The organism is Alkalimonas cellulosilytica (assembly GCF_036325985.1).
GTDB lineage: Bacteria > Pseudomonadota > Gammaproteobacteria > Enterobacterales > Alteromonadaceae > Alkalimonas > Alkalimonas cellulosilytica.
Window position 1 is genome coordinate 169453 of the sequence record NZ_JAUHLI010000003.1, and the last position, 19126, is coordinate 188578.

Below are 19126 nucleotides of genomic sequence, written 5' to 3' on the forward strand. Positions count from 1 at the left end.
ATTTACCTTAATGATCATGTTTGCGTGTAAGCCTGAAGCTGACATGCGTAGTAGAACTGCTTCTGGCATCGGCTGCCATTAACACGCCCCCCATCCCTAACTGGCTTCGCCCATTCAGGCTCGCCACCAGAAAATCAGCAACCCGGGCTTTTAATCGCACCCGACATTGCATGGACGGCTCCAGATAGTGACTAAGAAGTTGCTGCATGCGCAGATAACCCGGCTTGCCAGGTAATAGCGACTGAATGATGGATGCTTCGGCTTGAATACAGAGTTCCACCACCGAGCTGATATCCCACACTTTGCTGCCAAGCATGCTGGAACGGCCCAATTGGCCATATTGTCCATCTGGTTGATGCACACTGGCTAAACGGCTTTGCTCAGTACGAGCCAGATGAATCCAACGACCGGTTAATGGCAAAACCTCAACCTCAGCGGATAGCAAGTGACTGAGTTGCAAACTTAACTGCTGTGCACTTGGTACACTTCGGCTGTAAAAGCCACCATAAAACAGACAGGGGTTGCTTTCCTGGCCGGTCAGTTGCTGCAGTACAAAACTAAAAGGGTCAATACTGTCTGGCCTGGCCTGGTATTGGCAGGCAAAACGATACTTTTCCCAAGCCCGGTAAAACAAAGAGATCAATCGATGATTAAACAGATCAAAAAAATCACGCATGGTCGGATCTTTTTGCTTTAAACGTTCCAGTACCAGCTCACTGTAATGAATGGGTAACACGCCACTCGGGCCGGTAAGGCCAAAAAAACTTACCACCATTTCAAAAGCAGCCAGACTTGCATCCTGACAGGCTTTTTGCTGTACTGCCGTAATAGGATTTCCCGGAAAGCCAAGGTTTTGCACCGCTTTAAACCGAATCAGCTCATCGCGTGGAAAGCTATCACGCCCCACGCCATGCCAATGCTTTTGCTCTGCTCCCAATTGCTGTTCTATGGCAAAAACAGCTTGATAGAAATCCATATCCGCTGGGTTGATTGTGGCAGGCCAAACACTCATAACAGCACCTTGTTACCAACTCTGGCTGGCCAGGTGTGATAGTGCTGCTCATGCTCTTTTAGTTTGATTGTTAATCGTGTATACGAATTAACGGCAGCAAACTGGGCAAAGAAATGATCCAGCACCGAGGCAAAAAAGAACACATTGCTACCAGCATAAGCAGCCTGCGTCATTTCAATGAGGATCTCACTGCCACTGCATACCGCAACACGGCCTTTGTCATTGACCCGCGCTGTTCCTGGATGAATGTGAACTTTGTGTATACCATCGATCAAAGCTTTTGATTCGGGGGTACAACGAAAATCATACAGGCGTAGTGTCTCTTTCAGACGCTGCTCAGCATCCTCGGCAGTAAAGTAGTTCAGGGTCAAGTGCTTCACCAGCTGCCAACGACTACTATCGCCAAGCGCTGGACGGATCGGCATCGTTGGTGCCAACAAGCATCGACTTTGCTTGATAACATCCGCATGCTGAAGAATCTGGAAACCTGGTTCGCCACCACCAAATGGCAAGTGATTAGGCAGGTTTCGATTGCTACATAAGGCCGTCACCTGGATCACTTGATCATGTCGTCCGCCTTGGCCCTGACTGTGTTGAAAGCTTCTATCTACCAGCGAAAGAAATACTTCCGTTCCCGCTTCACTGTAACCACCAGCCCAGTCGGCGAATTCGCGCCGGCTATGCCAAAACATATTCTCTTGCTGAACATAGTTTGGATGCCCCTGGCTGTAATAAGGATGTACCGATGTCTTTTGCCCATCTGAGTCGAGTAATTGCACCTGTTCTATCTGCAATACTTCACAGATATCCGCATCCAGATACTGCGGGGCAAGCCGATACTCGTAATGTGAGCGCTCAAAATTGATAGGCTCGAGCTTTTGTTCAAAAATATTCAATACTGGAGTACAGCCAAGCAGCAGACTGTCTTTGGTGATATGCCGCTCTAACTCGGCATTCGGTTCGCTGAAATACAGATAGATATAGCAACTACTGGCTTTCTCTGGCCATGTTTGTTCTAAGCCAGAAAGCTCGACAAATAGAAACTTCTCCGGAAACAGAAATTGCTCTACCAGTAGTCGGTAACCCGTGAAACTGCGGTGCGTGTATGGCACGACACGCTCAGCATCATCAAAACCAACAGCTTTTAATTGTTCTGGCGCCAGATAACACACATCATTCGGCGTTTCTTTCGCTGCAATGCCTATCCGCAGTAATTGCCGGTTCAACATTTCATACAGACTATACACATGATGTCGCTGACCATTGAGGTAAAAGCGCAACTTACCCACCCCAAGCTCATCGATGGCCGTATTATCAAACTCGGTCGTTAATTGCAGCCGTAGCAGCGCTTTAGCTGACTGATGGCTTGGTGGCTGAGGTGCATTGAAAGGGCTGTTCTTATACTCGGCATGGTCTATTGTCATAGGCCACACGTCGGTATCGTAACACGAACGAAACATGCACGGCTTCATTCCATCGACTTTCGTTTTAAACTCGGTTCCTCGCTTAATCGTGATGCCGGAGTCAGACAAGTTCTGCGAGGTTAATTGCAACACAGAAAAAGACGGGATCGGAGCCTGATAATCTGGGTATAGCTGTCCCAGCAAGGCATCGGTCAATTCTGGAAAACTGTCATCCAGCTTTTGGCGAATTTGCGCCGTTAACAATGCAAAGGCTTCGATTAATCGTGAAACATGTGGATCTTCCACTTGCTCATCACTGATCCTGAGCCGGCCAGCGACTTTGGGGTACTTTTCTGCAAACTCAGTGCCCATCCGCCGAATAAAAGTGAGCTCCCGATTGTAGTACTTCAGTAAATCTTCGTTCATCAGGCAGATTCCACAATTCTGAGGCCTAAATTGACCGGTTCAACCTCGGAGTCAAACAAGACGTGCTCAGGCTCAGGATCTGCGTGCAACAGCGCCTGGATCCGCAAGCGAACAACCCGCTCCACCTCATTGCGCGGTTCAAGCGGCAGCACTTCGACATCGACAAAGCGCGGCTCAAACCGACGGATAGCCAGCTCGACTGTTTTGCACAGCTGTTCGCGACCATGCTGAGAGTCCACCACCATCACTGAAAAATCCGGCAGTCCATAATTCATCAAGCTTTGCGAGAGTTCGGTAAACTCTTTCGGCCAAATATTCCATTGCACGCGCGTATTCAATAAGTTTTGTAAATCCCGTCGCACACTGGCCCGCAATGCCCGCAGATCAAAGCCACGCCGAACACGTTTTGACTCTTTCTCACCCGGAGCTTCGTCAATTAACCGATCCAGCAATGATTGCTGCAGCGGTTGCTTGTTGCGAACTTTTACCACGATGACAAGCTCAATGACTTACGGCGCTGACAGCATGCCACTGGCGCAGTTGGGTTAATGGTAAAGCCTGCTCATCGACCAACAGCATTTTCTGTCCAACGCCGGTCACCAGATGATCTCCGAGCTGACGCCAGTCGGTTTCTCTGCCAAGGCGGCTTAATTCTGAATCGCTGGCGATATAACAAACTGGCAAGAAAGCCTCTCCCTGAGGACCATCGACTATCGAGATGTTTACCCGCCGCCATGCCATGTCAATAATGGATTTTGCCGGTTGTAGCTCAAGAGACTCAATCTCACTGAACTTGGCCAGATAGAACTTCCCATCGGTGCCTAATAACTCGAGATAGCCAGCCAGGCTATCGTCCAGGTCACGCACTTCCTGCACCGTGTCGCCATTTAACTCAAATTGGGCGGGCTGCCGCAAAGACTCCAATTGTTCTGCCGCTCGATCTGCTGCCGTTAGATCCCCTTCACGCATGGCAAGATGCAATGAGAGTAAGGCTTCAAAACTTGCATCTACCTCGCCAAACAAGTTAGCCGTCATGCCGCCCTGATAGAAATCCTGCCGAGCCGTTTGTGCACGGATTAATTGGCGTAAATTGACAGCTCCCATCAGGCAATCCGGATGTTGTCGCACCATCATATCGAGCTGCTGATCTGCTTTATCGAGTTCGCCAATAACGCATAGCAGCTCAACATAGATAGAGCGTAAATCAAGGGATAAGGGATCATCTTTTAACAAGCTTTCCAAACGCTGTTTAGCTTCCAGCAAATTACCTTGAACAATGCTCTCTTTTACTTTTTTCATGGCTAGCACCTTAGGATTTATTCGGTTGAGATGGAGACAACTCAGCGACCAACTTGACGGTGGTCAGCATTTGCTCCAATTGAAAATGAGGTTGTAACTGGATAATGGAATAGTATTTACCCGGCTTTCCGGGCTTTTCCCTTACCTGAATTTGTGCATTTCTCAGTGGATGACGAGCCCGTACCTCAGTCGAAGCATCTTCTGTTGCTGTGGTGTATTGATACAGCCAACGCTGCAGATCTTGCTCACACTCTTTCGCTGTTTGATAACCACCCACTTTGTCACGGCCAATGACCTTAATGTAATGAGCAAATCTGGAGACACATAAAATGTGTTGCAACATGGTCGATAAGCGTGCGTTGACATCGGCCGTGGCCACATCGTAGCGCTTTGGCCGCTGTACCGATGAATTGCTGTAAAAAGCGTAGATGTCGCTGTAAGGCACAGCACACAACGGGATAAAACCATTATCCGCCAGCTCCGACTCGAAACGATGGCCAATTTGCAGGTTGACTGCTGGCATAACGTGGCGTCGACGAAGATCCGTGCTGTAGCAGCTTCGTGGTAATTCGTTAACCACACCATAATTATACTGTCCTGGTTTCATGCCACGGATCTGAGCAAACCAGCCAGACTCAGAAAATGCACGGATCAATACGGCAATAAATGCATAGCCAGCATTGCCCCATAAATAGTCTTTGGTAGGATCACTGAGCTGTTCACGAAAACGGAATTGATCGCTTCGCTTGCCATTGTCACGATATGAGGATCGCATCAAAACCTGTGGCATCACTAAACCGAGAAAGCGAGTATCTTCCATCTCCCTTAGTTGCTGCCAGCGCATGTATTCAGGCTGTTTGAATTGGCTGGAAATATCCTGCACCTGACCAAGTTCAGAGAAATCATTCACTCCGAAAAATGCGCTATCAACCGCTGTGATAAAGGGAGCAAAGGCCGCAGCACTTGCCTTGGAAATTTCTTTTAGAATATCAATATCATGATACAGCTGACCTGGGCGAATCGTATGGCTTAACTGGTAGTCTCCCAACAAGACCCCAAAAGGCTCACCGCCAGGCATATCGAATTCTTTTTCATAGACCAGCTTAAAGAATTCACTCTGATCAAAATCAATGGCTCTGTTTAAATCTCTGCCCAGTTCACTCCAGCTCAGTGGCAGCAGTTTCACTTTGACTTTTTGCTCTCTGTCATGCAGTTCTGTCTGCTCTACCAGATAGAGAATGCCCCGCCAGCTGGCTTCCAGTTGTTGCAAATGTGGGTGGTGTAAAATAGCATTGACTTGAGCATTTAATAGGACATCGATGGCAGCAATAGCTTTGCTCAGGCAGTGCAAAAGCTGTTCTACCCGGCTGGGTCTTATCGACTCAATATGATCTGCCCAATAAGTAGCGGCAGCGACAGGATCTTGTTCATGCAGAAAGTACAGCAGCTTGCTTTGCATAGCTGACTGCTCAAAGCGGTGCTTATCTTGGTCGGCTTTATCGGATGAACGAGCAAACACTTGTTCATCAATAAAACTCAGAGTTGCTTCAGCACCACAATCCACTTGTTGTTCAGCGGAAAAAAGCATACTGCACCTTCATGGCTGAGATACATGGACGACTTGCTATGCCCATTGAAATTCCTTTTCTGCAACGATCCATCAAACCGATGGAGCCTGTCAGCAGGCTCCATCGAGACCCACTTAATTCCCCATTTCAGGAATTTTAGCTACCAGCCGCAAAGAGGTGGTGAGTTCTTCCAATTGCAGCCAGGGGCGCAGCCAGGCTACCGCATTGTATGCACCTGGTTGTCCAGGTATTTCTCGTACCTGTACCTTGGCATCAGCCAGTGGGTAACGGGCCCGCACATCCTGGCCACTGCCTTCGGATGCATTGACATAGTTCAGGATCCAGCGATTTAACCAGACCTCAACATCTTCTGCTTCCATAAAGCTGCCAATTTTGTCGCGTGCCAGCACCTTCAGGTAATGAGCAAAACGTGAAGTTGCCATTAAGTAAGGCAAACGAGCAGAGATAGCCGCATTTGCGGTGGCTTCCGGGCTGCCATATTTTTTAGGTTTTTGTGCTGTTTGAGCACCGAAAAACACCGCGTAGTCGGTATTTTTATAGTGACATAATGGCAGAAAACCCATTTTCCCAAGCTCGGCTTCACGACGGTCTGTGATCCCAATCTCAGTCGGGCACTTCAGATCCGGATCACCATCATCACTCAAAAACACATGGGTCGGTAAGCCTTCGACTTTACCACCACCTTCAGCACCACGAATGGCAGTACAGAAGCCGTATTTTGCGAAAGCTTGCGTTAAACGGGTGCCAAGCACATAAGACGCATTCATCCAGCAATACTTATCATGATCGGTGGTGACAGCCACGCCTTTTTCCGGATCGACTTCAAACTCTTCGTATCCAAACTCGTCAATCGGGCTGGTGGCAGCTCCATATGGCAAACGAGCTAATGCACGCGGCATGGTCAGGGTGACAAAACGGGAGTCTTCACTCTCACGGAATGAACGCCATTTGGTGTATTCCAGCGACTCAAAGATTTTTTCCAGATCGCGTGGCTTGGACAATTCAGTCCAGGAGTCAAATCCAAACAACGCAGGTGATGCGCTACTGAGGAAGGGGCAAAAACCTGCTGCAGCGACGTTGGACATATAGGTTAATGTTTCAACATCTTCCGGATGATTGGTAAATTCATAGTCACCAATCAAAGCACCGTAAGGCTCTCCACCTGGTGTACCAAATTCAGACTCATACACTTTCTTGAATGTTTGGCTTTGATCGAATTCAACCGCTTTACTCAAATCTTTGTAAAGCTCACGCTTATTGATGCTGATCATGCGAATTTTTAACGATGCACTGGTTTCAGAGTTCATCACCAAGTGGTGTAAACCACGCCAGCTGCCTTCAAGCTTCTGAAAGCCATCACTGTGCATAATGGCCGCCAGCTGTGAGGAAATAAGCTGATCAATACGCTTGATCGCTTCATTAAATGTTACTGTGAGGTTTTTGTTCCAGCTGACGGTGCCTTTCAATGCTTCTTCGGTTAAGGTGCGTAACAGCTCCTCTGCCCGTGAAGAGTCGGTTTGCTTTGTGGCGCCAATCGCTTGCTCAAGCAGAGATACTGCAGGTTGCTCCGTTGTTTCATGAGCTTGTGCCAGAGTTTCCGTACTCATATCATTTCTCCTCTTCAGGTGCCAGCTCATTGGCTAGCTGCTGCAGATCGCTCTCGTTGTTCAGAACTTTCTCCAGGATATTCTCGAGCTCTTCAGAGCGATCTATTTTGGTCATCAGATCACGCAACTTATTCCGGGTAGCCATCAGTCGCTCAAGGGGTTCAACCTGATTAACAATAGCTGCAGGCTCAAAGTCACGGATAGACTTGAACTGCAGATCAACCTGGAACTCGGAACCATCGTCTGTCAGTTTATTCTCAACTTTAAACGACAACTTTGGGTTCATTCGCTTCAGCACATCATCAAAATTATCGCGATCCACCTGAACAAATCGACGATCTTTCAGTGGCTTTAATGCATCTGTATTTTGGCCTGCAAAATCACCCATCACGCCTACCACAAAAGGAAGTTCTTTTTGAACCACAGCTCCCTCAGTTTCGACATCATAAGTAATGTGCACCCTGGGTTTACGAACCCGGGATAATTTACTATGAATGCTTTCCATCACATCTCTCCTTTGCTGTATAAACGTGCCAGGTAACGCAGTGATCTGCTGTTAACTACCTGAGCCTTTATTGATACCTGTTAGCCGGAAGAACTGGTTCCGACTGTTGTTATCGTCAATAAGCTCTTGTAAGAGCTCGGGTAATGCTAAGCCACTCCAATGAATAATTTGCTCTAACGCATAAGACATGGGGGAATGCGGCTCCGTCTTACGAAAAAAAGCCGCCGCGTCTTGCAACGACTGAATCACTTGCTGCCGGGTTTGGACTTGTTTGTTAACTGGGCTGCTGTGCCCTTCTGCTGTTTCAACCTCTGTCGTCGCATCATCGAGCAGCTCTTCTTGCTCGGCATGGTAGGCAGCCAACTTATTTTTAGTCAGGTACTGCACAGTATCACGGCACTGCTGAATCGCTTTTAAGATTGAGCTGGTCGGTTGTGGCACACCATGCATGGCAGCATCCATCGCTGCTGAAAGCGCTGAAAAAGCCTTGGTTGCTTCATCCATGCTCGTTAACAAAGCAACGAAGTGTTCAGCAGGTGTCTCAGCCACAATCTGAACAATGGACTCCAGGTTCACACTAAGCTCTGGCCGCTGCTTTTTACTCTCTTCTTTACGGGATTGCTCATTGGCGCGAATATACTGCCAGGTTGCAAAACTGCTGTCGGAAGCACTGATAACGAGTGGAATACTTAAAATAGGTGAAATTAAAGCGCCATCCCCTTCGTAACCATTCAAACCGACCAAAGGTGCAATCCGTGTTTCCAGGCCATCTTCATCCGGTTGCGGATACAAATCATCCCAGAACTGCTCAATCAACACGCGAGCGCAATCAAAAGAGCGTGCCAAGCCGGCAAAGCCAGATGTCCTGCACAGCGCTTCAATCAACCATGCGGCATACTCCAGGTCTTTCGCCTCGGAGCTAAGCGCAGCATAAATATCTTCAGCCAACTGCATCCACTCACTCAGCATAGGAGCGGACTCATCATCACTCATTAATGCTGAACGCTCTGCATCCCGCAGTGCACGTCGCTTATCTTTCAATTGATAATAACGTGAACCGGGCGATACATCTGAGCGTGGATCCATGCCGCAACGAGCATCCGGGCGGATCTCGCAGGCAATTGAATCAGGCTTTATAAAATCACAATCTAGCATCAAAATTCACAAGTTAACGGCTTCGGATACAAATATACCCCATAGCAAATCAATTTAAAATATCTAATTAACCTGAATTTACTTTTTAAGTGATATTGGGACCGTTTTATTACACTCTGGACTAATGTAGTGATTGGTTGTTAAGGAAGAGTTAAGGCTGTTTACTTTGACCAGAACACAGGTGACGTTATCTCTGGCTCCAGCGACCAAAGACATATGAATCAAAGCTCTGTTGGCAGCTTCAATGTCATGATGATGTAGGTAACTCTGTATCTCGTCATCAGAGAGCTCTTTATTCAGGCCATCAGTACAGAGCAGAAAAAGATCTCCAGCTTCAATAGCTCCGTTCAGAGATGCTACACTCACCTGCCCTTGCACACCGACCGCACGAGTAATCACATTGGCCAGTTCATGGGTTTCCGCTTCTTCTGCCGCGATTAACCCTTGGTCAATCATGTCATTCACCTGACTATGATCTCTGGTGACTTGCCGCAACTCATTGTGACGTAGTAAATACAGACGACTATCGCCCAACCAGAACACATGGTACTGCTGGTGATAAAACAGCAGGACAACGACCGTTGACCCACCCAGCTCTCCCTGGTTGTGCTGCTGGCAATACTCGACTACCTTTTGATTTGCTTGTTCCAGTGCGGTACAGATGGTTTGAGGCTTAACTTGGTCAGCATCGATGACCTCGTCACGGATCGTGTTAATGACCAACTGACTGGCAACATCACCGGCTGCATGGCCCCCCATTCCATCTGCGACTACCCAAACACCATATTCAGGCAACAACAAACAGGCATCCTCATTCAGTTGCCGAACAAGCCCTTTATGACTTTGCCCATGAGAAGTCACTGACATCATTGTTTCTGTTCCCGTGTTGCGTGGAGTGGTTTGATTTGCCAACCACGCTCAGCCCATTGTCCGTTCAGCATGGAGGCATATTGACTAATCAGAGGCATGCCTTTCGAAATTAAACACACCGCATCCACGTACTCAGAGCCATCGGTCCACCAAAGACAATAGTTACCAAACTCTTGCCGTAACAAACTGTGCAGTAATGCCATGCTGTCCATCGTTAATGCACCATGCAAAAGCCAATTTCCTTTTTGCTCGGCATGGCCGAGATGATGTGATGGCACAGGGCTATCTGGCGAAAAAAAGGAAAATTTAAGCAGTGATGCACGCCAACTTTGAAAATTAAAGTCATCCTCCAAAGTTTGCAGAATGAAGTCTTCAAACTGTTGACACCAATCGGACTGTGTCCGGCAAACAATAGGGCTTTGTTGCACAGGTTTTGCCAAAATCAACGGGTAGTGACGACCAACTTTATCCACACTGGGTATCATGGTGCCAATCACAGGCTCTGGACCACAGCTGCCACCGGATAAAGCAAAATGCCATACCGGACTGGTCAGATAGTAATCCAACCAACTGGCTCCCAGCTGCTCTTTACTAACAGCTAAAGCAGCTCGTAACCACTCATTCCAACAATCATTAAATTCGATGCTCAGACCTTCTTGCAAGAAGTCCCCTAATACCGGGACCTTGCCACAAAAACCTGCACCCGGCTTTACAAATTCACTGGACAACGGAATCCCTCCAGGTCACTGTTCCAGAATGGGTTATTTACAGAGTCAGGTAAAATCTGAATCTGGGCTTTGTTACTTTGCTCTGAAACATACAGCAAGCCATCTTGCCTTGTTTCAGGCCGTAGACGGGTTTGTTCATCTAAGAAGCGAAACCAGGACCATTCACCTTCAATTCTCCGGCTGGTAGGCAATCCAGAGTTTGCTGGCGTAAAAACCAAACGGGTTTGCTGCCTATTTCTGTCGCCTGGCCACTCGAAATGCTGATTTCGTGGAGGCCCGTGACGGTACGATAACGACTGGCCATCGATCTCAAGCAACAAATGAGTAATGTGCTGATCAAGAAAAATTGGTCGCAGATTAAACCCAACGTTCATGCTCTGACTGCCTTCATCAAAAAATGCCTGACGAATACGATGAGCGCGCTGAAAAGTCCTTAGCACGGAAGGGTTAATACCAATATCTTGCTTGAAGCTCCACTCTGCACGCTGCATATTGACGAACGGCCGTAAGTACTCATTAAAGAACTCATCAAGCGTGCCGCCATAACCAAAGAAGCGTTCGAAATCTCTGATTTTAATTTCATCGGAACTGGCCCGGTTGATGGGATAACGATTCGCAATAGACCGGTTGAACTCGGTAAGGACGGTGCCTCGCCACGCTTCATTGATGTGCTGTTTACTGCCTTCTGCAATCAACACCGAACTACCAGCATAGATTTGACTGACCCAGTCACTAAATGGTGCAGGTATATCTTCACGTAATCTACGCAAAGTCAGATTCATTTGATTGCTATCACGATTTTGCAGGCGATTCATGTAAGCCTGACGTGCCATATTGCCAGGCTGGTACAACTGCTCTAGAAATTCATGGTTGGAGCGCAACACATTGGCCATGTGATCAAAATGCTCAGCTTGTATCGAAAGTAAAGAAGAAAATGTTGCTTCAACCTCCTGCCCTGGTAGCTTACTGCGGTTCAGGTTTGGTAGCTCATCCGGCAATAACCGGCTCATTCGGTTGTATTGCGATGAAAATTGCGTCCGCGCAACGCGAACAGCAACATCAGCAGCCAGTTGCATTTCTTCAGACTCGGGTTGTTCAGTGAGTTGCACCTGGCTTTGCACCGCCTGGATAATTCGTTGTATCGGTTGCTCATGACCACTCAAGGTTCGGGTAACAAACAAACCGTGTTCCAGCGTATCAAACGAAACAATGCTGATGTCCTGGAGCAAGGCCTGCCAATACTGAATATAATCCTGGTAATACTTCTGATTAACCATGGTCGTCAAGGCGCTATCCACTTGTCTGGCATTGATGGTTTCATCTTCACCATACACCCAACTATCCTCCATAAGCTGGCGAATAATCCGGTTCTTTTGCACATTGAACAAACCGTGAAACCCTTGATAAGTAAACAAACCAGGGATCCCTTGTTGCAACGACTGCCCACTTTTTCGGGTAACTACCCGTAAACTGTCTGAACCCAGTACATCAGCGAGCGCGAAGTCAGGAATATGACTTTGCAACAATTCAGTTTTGATACGTTGGTAAGCTCTTTCTGCTAAGGGTACATTCATCAGATCTTCGCGTACCTGGCTTACCAGAGTGCTGTCGTAAGCCAAGCCACTGACCCCACCTTGCAAGTAAGCGTGCAGATGAAGTTCAAGCTGTTGGCGTAAATCAGCATGCAACTCTGAAGCTAACTGACGGTTCAGGTACAGACGGAACCACTCCTGAATATGCTCTGCATCAAAATTAGCCGGCTTAAAAAGCATTAAATAGCTTCTTAGCGTTTCGTACAAATAATCCCGATGCCGGGCATTTGATTGCATTTCATCCGCCATAGCTTTCGCGAGGAAGGGGCCAAAATCTGCAACAAGCGCATTTTGATAGGCTCTGCGAGCTGACTGGCCTAGCTTAGCACCTTGATACAAACCCATATCTCTGGGGCCTCCATCAGGTAAGTGGCCATCATAACCAGCAGGTAAAGCCCGAAGGACATGCAAACGCTCGTTCAATGCGTAGAGATCATCCGATACGCTAAGTTGTGAGGTGCTGCTGTCCTGATACTGATTCACCGCATCCGTCACCTTTGCGACCAGCCCAAGATTCCATTGGTAGCTTTTCAACCACAAGGTGGATAAAACCACTGTACCAAGAGCTGTAAATGCCATGGCACCATGGCGTAACCATTTGACTTTGGTATGGTGCCGCAAATTAACCGATGCCAGTTCCCGCTCAGGCACGATAATGCTATCAAACACCTTCTTAATAAAGAAACCCTTGCCTTCCCCTGTGAGCTGACGTTTAGGCAGCTCTGCCAGTTGCAGTTCATGACTGAGCTGAGGGCTGATCTGGTCAATGGGGATACCTTGCTGCGTGGCACTGACAACATAGATACCACGTAACATGATGGGCTTTTCAAATGGGTTGGGTGAAAAAATTTCTTTTAAGAAATCATCGGCAGCACTTTGCGCACTTCTGAGTTGTCGTGGAAATTCAAAAATCGCATTACGATTCTCAACACCATGCTCGTATTGCAATCGATGAAACAATCGCATTTGCAGGCGCTTCAGCATGGCGTGAAATTCTTTATTAAAAAGTGCTATTTCCCCTTGCTCACTGGAAGCTTGTTCAGGGCGAAAGGTCATGCCCCATACTTGCTCCGTCTCCTCGGCAGAAAGATCGTCAAAAAACTCAGAAAACCCAGCAATCAAATCCGCTTTGGTCAACAGCATGTACACCGGAAATGTCATCCCGAGTTGATTTTGCAACTCTTGAATTCGCTGCTTAATCGCTCTGGCATGCAGGTTACGTTCGGTTCTGGTTTGCTTCAGAAGCTCTGCCAGGCTGGCAAAGACAATAACCCCATTGATAGGACGCTTGGGGCGGTATTTTCGAAGTAAACCAAGAAAACCTTTCCAGGCACCAGCATCTTGCTGATTATGGCTATCCTGAGTGGTGTAGCGCCCGGCAGTGTCAATAAAAACCGCTTTGTTCGTGAACCACCAATCGCACTGGCGGGTGCCACCTATTCCTTCTATCGAGTCAACCCCCATTTGCTCTCGCAGAGGAAACTCAAGACCCGAGTTGTGCAAAGTTGTGGTCTTACCCGAACCAGGAGGACCGATTAGCATGTACCAGGGTAAGTGGTAAGTGTCTTTACTTTGACCAAAACTGGCATGTTTTAAGATATCCAGCGCTTTTTGAATACGTTCACGCAGTACCGTGATGTCGTGCTGAGCCACCGAGCTTTGTTGCTCACCAAGTTCGTTACTCAACAACTCCTCGACCGCTTGATGGTGCGACTGGCGCTCACGGATGCCTCGAATGTAATACCAGGCTCCCCAACAAATGACCAGCAATAACAGCGTAATAATCCGGGCGCTCACTGACGCTAAGGGCTCATAGCCAGCAATGGCCACCATTGGGCCGCCAAACCAAATCAATAAAGCTACCGCAGCTAAACCCAGCAGAGTGATCAACCAGCCTTTGCGGCCGTAACGTACCAATGTCTGCCAAAACCTATTTAAACGCATAATAAGGCATCCCTTCCTGCTTAGTTCGGTAATAAATCAATTTCAACCCTGCGGTTACGCGCACGGTTTTCGACTGTATCGTTAGGCACCAAGGGATCAACTTCTCCCCGGCCTTCTGGCCATAACCGACCATGCAAATCTGCACCTGCGGCTAAGGCATCCGCCATCGAGTTTGCCCGCGCCAACGATAAATGCCAGTTTGAGGGATAGCGCGTTGAAAAAATCGGTAAGTCATCGGTATAACCATTCACCAGGATCCGGCCATCCGAACCTTCCAGGGAGCGGGCAATTTTATGCACTACCGGTAAGAACCCTTCCGTGATATTGGTGCTGCCGGATGAAAACAATTGATCATTGCCAACCCGGATGCGCACTCTGTCTGAGAGCTCAATCACTTCTAACAAATTGCGATTAATTTCTGTTTGTAATAGCAGCGATAACCGTCTGCTTTCCTGGGATACCTTGCTATTAATGCTGGTAATGCTCTCAGCTTGTTCGGGCAGTTGAACAAGGGTGACCAGGGCTCGGTTGACCTCATCTGAGCGCTCATTGATCAAGTAACTGAGGTACATGTAACCACACAGGAGCAAAGCGGCAGCTACTGAGCATATTACCCACAGAGGAAAGCTTTTCTGCCCGGACTCAACAGCAAGTACGGATGCATGCCAATCAGGTGTCAACTCACGAGGTGGCTCGCCTCGCTCTGCTTTGATCGCTTTATAAACGCGGTCCCGAATGGCATTCAGTTGTTGATAACCCTGCTCAGCAACCCGCATTTTACCGACAAAGCCAAATGATAAGCACAGATACATCAGCTCGAGTAACTGAATGTGCGCTTTAGGATCGGTCAAAGCACTATCCAATAAGGTGAAAAAATACTCGCCACCGAAAGTTTCCTGGTAAAAGTTCGACAACAGACTAAAAGCCGCCCAGTCGCTTTCGCTGCCCCAACTGGTATTTAAAACGGCTTCGTCAATAAAGGAACACAAACAATAGCGCGCATTGCGAATGGCATCACCTTCAACACCACGAACCCGCAAACGTTGTTCGTAATGCTCGATAAGTTCAATGCAATGCCCTTTTAATCCCATCACATCGGGATGAGAGGCGGTACTTCGTATCGGCCCGATTAAGGAGAACAAATCACCGGCCTCTTCAATCAGAGGGTTATCACTAATAAGTAAGGACTGCTGCCTTGGCTTGCTTGTTTGTTGAGAGGGTGTGACAGCAGCGGCCAATACGGTTCGGTCAGCATGAACCGCAGCTGCCTGATTCTGGTGTTCCGTGCTGTCTTTTGCTGGTTTGCGCCCACCAGGCCTTGGTTTAAGTACTGTACGATCCGTCATAACTAATTTTCCTGTTACATCTGCACTGACTACGACTTAATAGCCCAAAGTTCAACTTTTAATCCCGGATAATTTCCTGAGATATGAAGGGCAAGCCCACCACTGCTTGCTAACTTCTCCCAGTAAATGCTATTTTTTTCTAACTGGAAGTAGTGATAGCCGGCATGATAAGGAACCTGCCTGGGGGCGACAGGTAAACCTGTGACTGCGATCCCTGGAAGCTGGTTATTGACCAACTCACGGATGTGCTCTACCGGACCAATCTTTATCCTTGAGGGCAGGTGCTTACGGATATCTTCGGTAGGGACATCTGCCGCAATGGCCACAATAAACTGAGCATTATCCAAAATGCCTTTGTCGGTTAATGCTGAGACCATGATGCCGAACTTACCCATCTGAAGAGGCAAAGCTTGCGCTGTCTGTTCCAAAACCACACTCAGCGTCTGGTTCAGTAACACCAGCAAATTACCAAATACCGTGGTTAAGTCCTGATGCTGATAAGGAGGAAAAGACTGAGCCCGCTTTTCTTTGGTGGTAAAGGTTGCTAGCTCACCGGCTAATGCGACAATGGTTCGATACAAGGTCTCAGGGTGCGTAGCCGTGTTCTGCTGCAAATGTCTGAGCTCAGGCTCATAACGATTCAGCATCTGTAGCATCAAAAAGTCAGCGATAGAATTGGCGGTACCCTGCCCTTTACCAATCCTTACCGCTAAGGCATCTGCCCGCTGTTTAAGCATACCAAGCACTTCCTCGATAAAGCTGCAAAGCACATGATTGCTTTGGGTCCTGAGCACCGGAGGGATGTACTTGGTATCCAGTTTTATTTCCCCTTCCTCCAATACCTCTTTCACCTTGGCTAAAGGAATACTGATGAAGCCACCTCTTTCCTCACTCTCCCGCTTTAAAAAGCTACGAACCTGGGCGAGCTGGATGGTTTCGACCGCAAGGTCGTCCTGGGTAGAGTCCATTACATCGGCATCATGGTAGGCAAAACGGGTAATATCTGCACTGCCATGCTCAGCAATATTTCGTGCAGAACTTTTATCCATGGCAACACACAGATAAATCAGCTCATCACGGCACACTTTTGGGATCTCAATAGGCTCAGGGACAGGATCCACTAAAGGAAGTTCCAATAAGTAACCATCAGGTAAGATGGCATCCAGGGAATTCACTGCAAACTGACCAAAACGTAGCTTATTCTGATCAATGTCAAGTGCTGCAAGTCCCCAACCGTGAGCAGAGAGCAATTCACAGCTGCGCTGCAGCCGGTGGTTTAAATAACGCTCTTGTTGTTGAAAGTGTTGTGGGCGTAAAAAAATCCCTTCCAACCAGGCAACACGATTTAACTGACTCATAAAGATTTCCTACTCCTTGCTTTCAGCGTTGCCGTCTGGCTGTGTCATGCTCTCGGATATACACCGCAAGTGACTCGATATAGACATATTGGTTGTCGTAGCCGGTAGGTTTTACATCAACCACAGCGCGCCACCGGGCATTTTCAATATCCCGATACGCAACAATGACACCGACAGCTTTAGTTGCCGGGTGCAACTCCATCCTGGATTGACTTTGCTGACCCGGTTCAAACACAAACTCATCTTTTTTGAGTAAGTCCGTTCTTAGCACCGCCGAAGGGTCATCGTACAAAGCAAAAAAATCCTGGTTCTCAAAAATTGTTTTGGAGGCAAGTTCAAAGACTTTTACTATCACGGGAGAAGGCCGGTCATTCTGATCCGGATTCAAATCAGCTGCCACTCTGAAGTGCAGTGTGGTGGATGGAGGAAAGGTAGAATACATCACTTGGCATGAAGACAAGAAAAACAGTGATATCACTACTGCAATGCCATGACTTAAAACTTTCATAGACAGATCCTTTATGGGTTATTCAACGGATTTGATTGATTGTTCGTAGGCATCAATAAAGTCATCACTGAAACCTCTTTGCGTGTTTTTGGCCAATTGTTCAGTTAATTCTTGATGATACAGCTCATAAATTGCCCAGTGCCGAGCTTTTGCATGCACGCTGCTTAGTTTATCCAGCACGCCACTCCCTACATCTTTGCGGCGAATCGACTCAGGGGATATTCTGGACAACATGGCTTGCATCGCTGCTCGACTGGCATCCAGCAAAGCCACTTCATGTTTACTCATGTCCTGAAAGGCTGAGTGAACGGCCTGTTTGGGGGTTAAGAAACCCGTGTTGCTGCTGGCAAATAAAGTGTGAAATACATCCTCAAAGCTGGCAGAAAACTTAAGTGGGTTGTTTTCCCGGGCTTGAAAGGTTGTTTGATTGACCCGTAAGGTGTTTTTGACTTTTGAGCGGGCTCGCATCATAGCCATTAACCCATCAAGCGAAGCACGCAATGCTTCACCTAATAGTTGCCAGCTTTGTTCCGATTGGTTCAACAACTTCATTTGTTCTGGTGTTAATTGCAACCCCTGCAAAAATGCCTGGATTTTTTTCTGCTCCGAAATACTGAAGGCATCATCCGCCTTTGGCATACCAGCCGCTGCCACATCCATTGGGATAGTTACGGCCGAAAAGGCATCATCAGCGCTCTGTTCACTCGAGCTCGGCTGCTGGCCGATGTCATTGGACCAATCATCTGGTATGAGTGGTTGTACATGAAAAAAATCGTCCAGTTGCGAGTCAACAGCATCGTGGGAACCAGGTGAAACAAGTGGATCAGCTTCCGACATCATCACACCATGGAAATCTGTTCGGGAAGAAACAACAGAGAGAGGCTCACCAACAGCGGCAACCTCGTCATGCCAGACATGCCCCGGAGCAGCCGTACTGCCTATGGTCTGACGCAGCTCAATGCCACTCACCTGCAGTTCATAGTCACCCAGCAGCAAGGTGTCGCCCTGTTTTAAATAGCGTCGATTCCCTTTGCCAATCAGATCGGATGAATTGTTAATGAAAAGCCCATTGGTAGAAAGATCTTCAATGTAAAAACCTTGACCATCCGATCCGACAGTGGCGTGCAGACCTGAAACAATTCGCTCCGGATCTGCCAGCTGCCAACTGGCTTGCTCTGAACGACCGATGGAGCCCCCGCTAGCTTCAAAACGCATCACGGTCTTCAAACGGGGTGATAAACGGTGATAGCTGACAACAGAAAGTTCAAGCCACATTCTGATTACCTCTTCCTTAAATGATCAGCCTCCCATTCGGAAGGTTGCAGACTTGTGCACTGTTAAAAAAACCGAGTAATGATAGCCATGAGTCGCATGAAGATCAACAATAAAGTTAACTTAAATTTAATTAATAAACTCTTACATTAGCAAAAAATGCTATCAATCTGAAACTTCATGCCCATCTCTGACTTTAAACACGCGAAGTTCACCTGAAGAGACAATTTCAGCTACAGATTTTAACAGTTGCTCTGGAGCTGCTATTTTTTGGGGGGCTGCACCCATGTGCGCATAACGGTAAAGATCAAGCAGTATTTGCTGACGTGCAATAACAGGCTCTATTTGCCGCAAAAAATACTCAGCTTGCAGCGGGCAATGCATTACACACTCAGAGTCTGCAAGATCATAAGATGTAAGAAGATCTCTGCTAATCAAGTAGCAGTTTTGCCATACATCACTCACGTAAATACCAGTGTAATGTGTAGGTGCTTGAATAGCAGTCATAAGAG

General features: G+C 47.6%; 16 protein-coding genes. All 16 read right to left on the reverse strand.

Translation table 11 applies throughout. The features are described from left to right. Nucleotides 1-7: 7 nt before the first annotated feature. Nucleotides 8-1012, reverse strand: a complete 1005-nt coding sequence (gene tssG / locus QWY20_RS04110; RefSeq protein WP_330127768.1) for a type VI secretion system baseplate subunit TssG — start codon at nucleotides 1010-1012, stop codon at nucleotides 8-10. After that, a complete protein-coding gene (gene tssF / locus QWY20_RS04115) occupies nucleotides 1009-2841 on the reverse strand; it encodes a type VI secretion system baseplate subunit TssF (RefSeq protein WP_330127769.1) in 1833 nt (610 codons plus the stop codon). The genes tssG and tssF overlap by 4 nt, the downstream gene beginning before the upstream one ends. Next, nucleotides 2841-3332 carry a type VI secretion system baseplate subunit TssE gene (tssE, locus tag QWY20_RS04120; protein WP_330127770.1) on the reverse strand — a complete coding sequence of 164 codons (492 nt, stop codon included), beginning with the start codon at nucleotides 3330-3332 and terminating at the stop codon, nucleotides 2841-2843. The genes tssF and tssE overlap by 1 nt, the downstream gene beginning before the upstream one ends. 10 nt (nucleotides 3333-3342) lie before the next feature. After that, nucleotides 3343-4140: a type VI secretion system accessory protein TagJ gene (locus tag QWY20_RS04125; protein ID WP_330127771.1), complete on the reverse strand. Its 798-nt coding sequence runs from the start codon at nucleotides 4138-4140 to the stop codon at nucleotides 3343-3345. Nucleotides 4141-4150: 10 nt separating this feature from the next. Further along, nucleotides 4151-5728 (reverse strand): type VI secretion system contractile sheath large subunit, encoded by a 1578-nt coding sequence (gene tssC / locus QWY20_RS04130; protein WP_330127772.1) that lies wholly within the window; start codon nucleotides 5726-5728, stop codon nucleotides 4151-4153. Between the two features lie 114 nt (nucleotides 5729-5842). Further along, nucleotides 5843-7336, reverse strand: coding sequence for a type VI secretion system contractile sheath large subunit (gene tssC / locus QWY20_RS04135; protein WP_228594011.1), 1494 nt, complete (start codon nucleotides 7334-7336; stop codon nucleotides 5843-5845). Between the two features lies 1 nt (nucleotide 7337). After that, nucleotides 7338-7841: a type VI secretion system contractile sheath small subunit gene (tssB, locus tag QWY20_RS04140; RefSeq protein WP_330127773.1), complete on the reverse strand. Its 504-nt coding sequence runs from the start codon at nucleotides 7839-7841 to the stop codon at nucleotides 7338-7340. Between the two features lie 51 nt (nucleotides 7842-7892). Then, on the reverse strand, nucleotides 7893-8996 hold the full coding sequence (gene tssA / locus QWY20_RS04145) for a type VI secretion system protein TssA (RefSeq protein ID WP_330127774.1): 1104 nt from the start codon (nucleotides 8994-8996) through the stop codon (nucleotides 7893-7895). Nucleotides 8997-9074: 78 nt separating this feature from the next. Beyond that, nucleotides 9075-9866 carry a PP2C family protein-serine/threonine phosphatase gene (locus QWY20_RS04150; RefSeq protein ID WP_330127775.1) on the reverse strand — a complete coding sequence of 264 codons (792 nt, stop codon included), beginning with the start codon at nucleotides 9864-9866 and terminating at the stop codon, nucleotides 9075-9077. Continuing rightward, the gene (tagF, locus tag QWY20_RS04155) at nucleotides 9863-10594 is read right to left on the reverse strand and encodes a type VI secretion system-associated protein TagF (protein WP_330127776.1); all 732 of its coding nucleotides are present in this window, start codon (nucleotides 10592-10594) and stop codon (nucleotides 9863-9865) included. Before tagF ends, QWY20_RS04150 begins: the two co-directional genes overlap by 4 nt. Next, nucleotides 10576-14130: a type VI secretion system membrane subunit TssM gene (gene tssM, locus QWY20_RS04160; RefSeq protein WP_330127777.1), complete on the reverse strand. Its 3555-nt coding sequence runs from the start codon at nucleotides 14128-14130 to the stop codon at nucleotides 10576-10578. Before tssM ends, tagF begins: the two co-directional genes overlap by 19 nt. A gap of 20 nt (nucleotides 14131-14150) precedes the next feature. Next, entirely contained in the window at nucleotides 14151-15476 is a 1326-nt protein-coding gene (gene icmH, locus QWY20_RS04165) for a type IVB secretion system protein IcmH/DotU (protein WP_330127778.1), read from the reverse strand. Between the two features lie 29 nt (nucleotides 15477-15505). Then, entirely contained in the window at nucleotides 15506-16834 is a 1329-nt protein-coding gene (gene tssK, locus QWY20_RS04170; protein ID WP_330127779.1) for a type VI secretion system baseplate subunit TssK, read from the reverse strand. A gap of 22 nt (nucleotides 16835-16856) precedes the next feature. Continuing rightward, on the reverse strand, nucleotides 16857-17342 hold the full coding sequence (tssJ, locus tag QWY20_RS04175; protein ID WP_330127780.1) for a type VI secretion system lipoprotein TssJ: 486 nt from the start codon (nucleotides 17340-17342) through the stop codon (nucleotides 16857-16859). Between the two features lie 18 nt (nucleotides 17343-17360). Further along, nucleotides 17361-18617 (reverse strand): type VI secretion system-associated FHA domain protein TagH, encoded by a 1257-nt coding sequence (tagH, locus tag QWY20_RS04180; RefSeq protein WP_330127781.1) that lies wholly within the window; start codon nucleotides 18615-18617, stop codon nucleotides 17361-17363. Nucleotides 18618-18779: 162 nt separating this feature from the next. Beyond that, on the reverse strand, nucleotides 18780-19121 hold the full coding sequence (locus QWY20_RS04185) for a hypothetical protein (protein WP_330127782.1): 342 nt from the start codon (nucleotides 19119-19121) through the stop codon (nucleotides 18780-18782). Nucleotides 19122-19126: the final 5 nt, after the last annotated feature.